This window comes from Kitasatospora sp. NPDC059571 (genome assembly GCF_042735675.1).
In the GTDB taxonomy this organism is placed as follows: Bacteria; Actinomycetota; Actinomycetes; order Streptomycetales; family Streptomycetaceae; genus Kitasatospora.
The window spans coordinates 3,415-9,165 of sequence record NZ_JBHWBW010000320.1; the positions used below are offsets into that span (position 1 = coordinate 3,415).

The window sequence follows — 5,751 nt, forward strand, 5'->3', positions numbered from 1 at the left end:
CCCCGGGGCTATCCCGCGCGCCGCCGCCCCCGGCTTCCCCCTGGGGGGGGCGCCCCCCCCCCGGGCCCCCCCCCCACGCGTGCTGTGCGGATGTGCTCAGCAGCAGTCGTTGACCACCAGTCCGGCGGGCAGCCGGTCGCCGCCGAAGACCGCGACGGTGGCGTGGTCGCCGCCGAGCGCGGCCACCGCGAGCAGCAGGGCGCCGGCCGTCCAGGTGGTGCGCTCCTCGGGCCAGATCGCGTCGTCCTCGAAGACGTACCCGGTCCAGTACGAGCCGTCGGTGTGCCGCAGGTGGGAGATCGAACGGAGGATCTCCACGGCGCGGTCGGACTGGCCCACCGCCCAGAGGGCGAGGGCGAGTTCGGCGCTCTCGCCGCCGGTGACCCAGGGCCGGTCGCTGACGCAGCGGACGCCGAGGCCGGGCACCACGAAGCGGTCCCAGTCGCGGGCCAGCCGGGCGTCGGCGGCCTCGCCGCGCAGCGCGGTGCCGAGGATCGGGTAGTACCAGTCCATCGAGTAGCGGTCCTTGTCGAGGAACCGCTCGGGGTGGTGGGCGATGGCGTGGCGCAGCCGGCCGGCGGCGAGCTCCCAGTCGGGCTGGGGGTCCTCCAGGTGGTCGGCGATGGCGAGGCCGCAGCGCAGCGCGTGCAGGATGCTGGAGGAGCCGGTGAGCAGCGCCTCGTCGGGGGCGGTGCCGTCCGGGTCCTGACGCCAGGCGATCGGGCCGCCGCTGAGCCGCAGTCCGACGGTGAAGTCGAGGGCGCGGCGGACGGTCGGCCAGATCCACTCCAGGAAGGTGTCGTCGCCGGTGGACAGGTGGTGGTGCCAGGCGCCGACGGCGATGTACGCGCAGAAGTTGGTCTCCTTGGCGGCGTTGGTCACCTCCCCGCCGGTGTAGGCGGCGTACCAGGAGCCGTCGGCGTTCTGGTGCTCGACGAGCCAGCGGTAGGCGGCCTCGGCGGCGGCGTGCTCGCCCGCGGTGTCGAGGGCCATGGCGGCCTCGGTGTGGTCCCACGGGTCGAGGTGGCCGCCGGTGAACCACGGGACGGCGCCGTCGGCCTGCTGGTCGGCGAGGATGGAGCGGACGGTCGCGGCGGCCTGCTCGGCGTCCAGCACGCCGTCCAGCAGCAGCGCCTCGGGGACGGCGGCGGTCACTTGCCGGCCCGGTGCGGCTTGGCGGCGTAGACGACGAAGCTCTTGCCGATGACCGGGTTGAGGGCCTTCTCGGCGGCCTTGGTGAGGGTGCTGATCACCGGGGTGCCGACGATGTCCCAGACCAGCAGCTGGTGGTAGGCCTTGACCGGGAGCGCCTTGTCGTTGTTGACGCCGACCGCGCACTTGATCCACCAGTACGGCGAGTGCAGGGCGTGCGCGTGGTGGGTGCCGTACGGCTCCAGGCCGGCGCCGCGGACCTTCTCGACCAGTTCGTCGCCGCGGTAGATGCGGATGTGGCCGCCCTCGACCTCGTGGTACTCGTCGGAGAGCGCCCAGCAGATCTTCTCGGGCAGGTACCGGGGCACGGTGACCGCGAGCAGGCCGCCGGGCTTGAGGACGCGGACCATCTCGGCGAGCACGCCCTTGTCGTCCGGGATGTGCTCCATCACCTCGGAGATGATGATCCGGTCGAAGGTGTCGTCGTCGAAGGGCAGGTTGAGCGCGTCGCCCTCCATCGCGGTGGCGGAGGCGCCGGCCGGGGCCTCGCCGGCCTCTTCCATGGCCGCGAACCACTTGCGGACCTCGGCGATCTCGTCGCCGTTCTGGTCGAGGGCGACGACGTCGGCGCCGCGCCGGTAGCACTCGAACGCGTGCCGGCCCCCGCCGCAGCCCAGGTCGAGCACCCGGTCGCCGGGGGCGAGCGGGAAGCGGGAGAAATCGACGGTCAGCACTGCGGGGCTCCCATTCGTTGCTGCTGTACTGAAGGAGGGTGTGACGGAGCGTCAGGCGACGTAGCGCCAGCCGTGGCCGGCCCGGGCGCGCTGCCCGGCACCGGTGGCGACGGCGGCGCGGTAGCGGTCGGCGGTGAGTTCGGCGGCCCGCTGCCAGGTGAAGTTCGCGAGGACGCGGGCCCGGCCGGCCGTGCCGAGGCGTTCTCGCAGGGCCGGGTCGTCGAGGAGGCGGCCGAGGGCGGCGGCCAGTGCGCCGGCGTCGGCGGGCGGCACGGCGAGGCAGGTCTCGCCGTCGGGCCCGGCGACCTCCGGGATGGCGCCGCCGGTGGTGGCGACCAGCGGGGTGCCGGTGGCCATCGCCTCGGCGGCGGGCAGCGAGAAGCCCTCGTAGAGCGAGGGCACGCAGGCGACCTCGGCGGAGCGGTACAGGTCGACCAGCTCGCCGTCGGTCAGGCCGGTGCGGAAGTCGATGTGGTCCTCCAGGCCGAAGCGGCGCACCGCGTCGGCGACCGGCCCCTCGCCCTTCTGCGGCTTGCCGACGACGACCAGGTGCGCCTCGCGCTCGGTGCGGACCTTGGCGAGCGCCTCGACCAGGTGGACGAGGCCCTTGAGCGGGACGTCGGCGGAGGAGGTGGTGACGATCCGGCCGGGCACGGTCGCCACCGAGGGGTCGGGCGACCAGAGCCGGGTGTCGGCGCCGATCGGCACGACGGAGACGGCGCCCGGGGCGACGCCGAGGTGCTCGGTGATCTCCGCGGCGGAGCTCGCGGAGACGGTGATGACGTGCTCCAGGCGGCGGGCGACCCGCTTCTGCATCCGGGTGAAGGCGTACCAGCGGCGCAGCGAGAGCCGCTTGAGCGCGGTCGGCGCGGCCTCGAGTTCGAGGCGGCGGTCGACGGTGATCGGGTGGTGGACGGTGGTGACCAGCGGGAAGCCGTGCCGCTCCAGGCCGAGCAGCCCGTAGCCGAGGGTCTGGTTGTCGTGCACGACGTCGTAGCGGCCGCGGTGCCGGGCCAGGTACTGGCGGGCGCGCAGCGAGAAGGTCAGCGGCTCGGGGAAGCCGCCGGTGCGCATGGTGGCGTACTCCAGCACGTCGACGGCGCCGCGGTACTCGGCGAGCGCGGGGGTGCGGAACGGGTCGTCGCTGCGGTACAGGTCGAGGCTGGGCAGTTCGACCAGCCGGACGGAGCCTGGGCCGTCGACCTCGTCGAGGACGGGGAAGGGCTGGGCGCCGATCACGTCGACGTGGTGGCCGAGCCGGGCGAGCTCGCGCGAGAGGTGGCGGACGTAGACGCCCTGGCCGCCGCAGAACGGGTCGCCGCGGTACGAGAGCAGGGCGATCCGCAGCGGTCGCGGCAGCGCGGTCATGCTGGCCCCTTATCCCTACTCAACCCAGCCCCGGCGGCCGCAGCGGTTAAAGTAGATCACGTTTCACGGTGGTGTGGCGGTCGTCGTCGGGCATGTGAACGACGAGAGACCTCGAAGATACCGGCCCGTAGCTTCCCGGTTCGGGGCGGGGGAAGGTGATTCACGCCACGCCGGGCCGTCCGTACCCGTCGGCGCACTGGGGGCACCGTTGGCACCGAGCACCGCAGCGGGGACGCACCTCTCCCCGCGCCAGACCGAACGCCGGCTGGCGATCCTGCGCGCCGCGACCGCGCTGGCCGCGCGGGGCGGCTACGAGGCCGTCCAGATGCGCGAGGTGGCCGAGAGTGCGCAGGTCGCGCTGGGGACGCTGTACCGCTACTTCCCGTCGAAGGTGCACCTGCTGGTGGCCGTGATGGAGGCGCAGCTGCGCCGTCTGCGCGAGGAGGTGCGGCGCCGGCCGCCCGCCGGGGACGGCCCGGCGGAGCGGGTCGCCGCGGCGCTGGCCCAGGCGTTCCACGCGCTGCAGCGCGAGCCGCGACTGGCCGAGGCGATGGTGCGGGCGCTGTCCTTCGCGGACCGCTCGGTCGGCCGCGAGGTGGACGCCGTGGCGTCGCTGACCTCGGAGATCGTGCTGGAGGCGGCCGGGCTGACCGAGCCGCCGACGGCCGAGCAGCAGGCCGCGCTGCGGGTGATCGGCCACACCTGGCACGCCAGCCTGCTGGCCTGGCTGTCGGGGCGCAGTTCGCTGGCGGAGGTCCGGTCGGACCTGCGGACGGCGGCGCGGCTGCTGACCCCGCCGGGGTGAGCTCCGGGCCCCTGCCGGCCGGCAGAACTGGAACACGTTCCACCGGGTGGGCATGGGGCGGCCGCACCCCCGCCGGTTAGAGTTCGCTGCGCACGACAACTCCATCCGCCCCTCCCGGGGGAAGCCGGTGCGAATCCGGCGCTGACCCGCAACCGTGAGCCCGCCGCCGGCGGGCGAGCCGGACTGCCCGGGGCCGGGGGCGAGCGGCCGGCCGGCCCGTCCGGCTCCGTCGAGGTCTACGGGCGGCCCGCCCAGGGCTGCTGCACCGCTCACCGAAAGGCTCACCCTCACCATGCTCACCGCCGCCCGCCTGGGCGCCACCGCGCTGGCCGGCCTGCTGCTGGCCGGCGCCGCCGCCGCCCCCGCGCTGGCCGACACCCCGGCGCCGTCCCCGGTCACCCCGCCCGCCGCGCTGTACGGCAAGGGCGACCCGACGTACGACGGCGTCTGGCGGCAGTCACTGGCGCTGACCGCGCTGGCCTCCGCCAAGGTCGTCCCGGCGCCGGCCGCCGTCGACTGGCTGACCGGGCAGCAGTGCGCCGACGGCGGCTGGCCGTCGTTCCGGGCGAGCACCGCGCAGGCCTGCGACCCGAAGACCGAGGACAGCAACGCCACCGCCGTCGCCCTGCAGGCGCTGACCGCGCTCGGCGGCCACCAGGACGCGGTCGCCAAGGGCATCGGCTGGCTGAAGGCCAACCAGAACGCGGACGGCAGCTGGGCCTACAACCCGGGCAACCCCGGCGACGCCAACTCCACCGGCCTCGCGGTGACCGCGCTGACCGCCGCGCACACCGACCCGGCCTCCGTCGCCAAGGCCGGCCGCACCGCCTGGGACGGCCTCGCCGCCTTCCAGCTCGGCTGCACCGCGCCCGCGGACGGCCGCGGCGCCTTCGCCTACCAGCCCGCCCCGGACGGCACGCTGGCCGGCAACGACCTGGCCACCGCGCAGGCCGCACTGGCCGCGGCCGGCGGCGCCCTGCCGGTGACCACCACCGACCGCCTCGACGCCGCCCCCGCCGCGCTCGCCTGCCCGGCCGGCAGCACCGAGAAGACCGTGCCGCACGCGCAGTCGGCCGAGGCCGCCGGCGCGTACCTGGTCGCCCGGCTCGGCGCGAACGGCCAGCACCTGATGCTGACCATGCCCGGCGCCCAGCCCACCGCGGACCTGAACGCCACCTCCTGGGCGGTGCTCGCGCTCATCCGCTCCGGCCACCCGCACCAGGCCGCGGCGGCCGCCGACTGGCTGGCCGGCAACGGCTACACCTGGGCCGCCAAGGGCAAGAACGGCACCGACCCGGCCGCCGCCGCCACCCTGCTGATGGTCGCCGAGGCCGCCAAGCTCGACCCGTACAACTTCGGCGGCACCAACCTGGTGCAGCTGCTGCTCGACGCCGGCCCGGCCGCCGCGAAGACCCCGGCCGCCGCGGCGTCGGCGGCCTCCGCCAACCCGGACGGCACCAAGGCACCCGGCTCGGGCATCACCGAGGCCGACGACAACGGCGGCTTCTCCCCGATCTGGCTGGTCGGCGTGGGCCTGCTGGTCGGCATCGGCGGCGGTCTGATGATCAGCCTCAACCGCCGCCGCCAGGCGGCTGCCGCGGCCGCCGCACCGGCCGGAGACGCCCCCGCCGACGAGCCGACCCGGGACGACGTGCAGTCGTGAGCCCCGTGCTGCGCAGGACGGCGGCGGCC

General features: G+C 75.4%; 5 protein-coding genes and 1 riboswitch. Of the genes, 2 read left to right on the plus strand and 3 right to left on the minus strand.

The window, feature by feature from the left end; all coding sequences use genetic code 11:
• Positions 1 to 96 precede the first annotated feature (96 nt).
• The 3 genes from ACFV0G_RS27750 to ACFV0G_RS27760 are packed head-to-tail and all read right to left on the minus strand — an operon-like array spanning position 97 to position 3,254.
• On the minus strand, positions 97 to 1,155 hold the full coding sequence (locus ACFV0G_RS27750) for a prenyltransferase (RefSeq protein ID WP_380553629.1): 1,059 nt from the start codon (positions 1,153 to 1,155) through the stop codon (positions 97 to 99).
• A complete protein-coding gene (locus ACFV0G_RS27755) occupies positions 1,152 to 1,886 on the minus strand; it encodes a class I SAM-dependent methyltransferase (RefSeq protein ID WP_380553632.1) in 735 nt (244 codons plus the stop codon). Before ACFV0G_RS27755 ends, ACFV0G_RS27750 begins: the two co-directional genes overlap by 4 nt.
• Positions 1,887 to 1,937: 51 nt before the next feature.
• Positions 1,938 to 3,254 carry a glycosyltransferase family 4 protein gene (locus ACFV0G_RS27760; RefSeq protein ID WP_380553635.1) on the minus strand — a complete coding sequence of 439 codons (1,317 nt, stop codon included), beginning with the start codon at positions 3,252 to 3,254 and terminating at the stop codon, positions 1,938 to 1,940.
• 208 nt (positions 3,255 to 3,462) lie between these two features.
• Here ACFV0G_RS27760 and ACFV0G_RS27765 point away from each other — a divergent pair, with 208 nt between their 5' ends.
• Entirely contained in the window at positions 3,463 to 4,059 is a 597-nt protein-coding gene (locus ACFV0G_RS27765; protein ID WP_380553638.1) for a TetR family transcriptional regulator, read from the plus strand.
• 117 nt (positions 4,060 to 4,176) lie between these two features.
• A riboswitch (cobalamin riboswitch) is annotated at positions 4,177 to 4,248 on the plus strand.
• 103 nt (positions 4,249 to 4,351) lie between these two features.
• Positions 4,352 to 5,722 (plus strand): hypothetical protein, encoded by a 1,371-nt coding sequence (locus tag ACFV0G_RS27770; RefSeq protein WP_380553641.1) that lies wholly within the window; start codon positions 4,352 to 4,354, stop codon positions 5,720 to 5,722.
• Positions 5,723 to 5,751 lie beyond the last annotated feature (29 nt).